The sequence below is a fragment of the Acidithiobacillus concretivorus genome (assembly GCF_018853445.1).
GTDB lineage: Bacteria > Pseudomonadota > Gammaproteobacteria > Acidithiobacillales > Acidithiobacillaceae > Acidithiobacillus > Acidithiobacillus concretivorus.
The window spans coordinates 1-284 of the sequence record NZ_JABELD010000168.1 but is presented as its reverse complement, the minus strand read 5'-3'; the positions used below and the strand labels follow the sequence as shown (position 1 = coordinate 284).

At 54.6% G+C, this 284-nt stretch carries 1 pseudogene; it reads right to left on the bottom strand.

Going from position 1 to position 284, the window contains the following annotated elements:
- A pseudogene (locus tag HJG40_RS14530) lies at positions 1 to 284 on the bottom strand (NAD(P)/FAD-dependent oxidoreductase); the annotation flags it as partial.

Sequence of the window (284 nt, the reverse complement as noted above, 5' to 3'; positions counted from 1 at the left end):
ACCAGAACATTCTTGCCATGCTCCCCTTCCATGTGCAGGGAAGAGCGATTGGTGGGAATCCAGCCGTTTTCACCCAGGCCATTTTTCTCGATGACTTCCTGACCCTTATGGGGCGGAACGGCCACCAGCAGATCGTATTTCACCGCGCCGCCTTCTTCGCTCAGCACCTGAGCGTTTTTACCATCCACTTCTTTCATGTTGAACAGGGTTTCGTATTTAATCCCCATCCGGTCAAATTCCGGCGCCGCCCACTTGGCCACATTCTCCAGACTGTGAACCCGGCC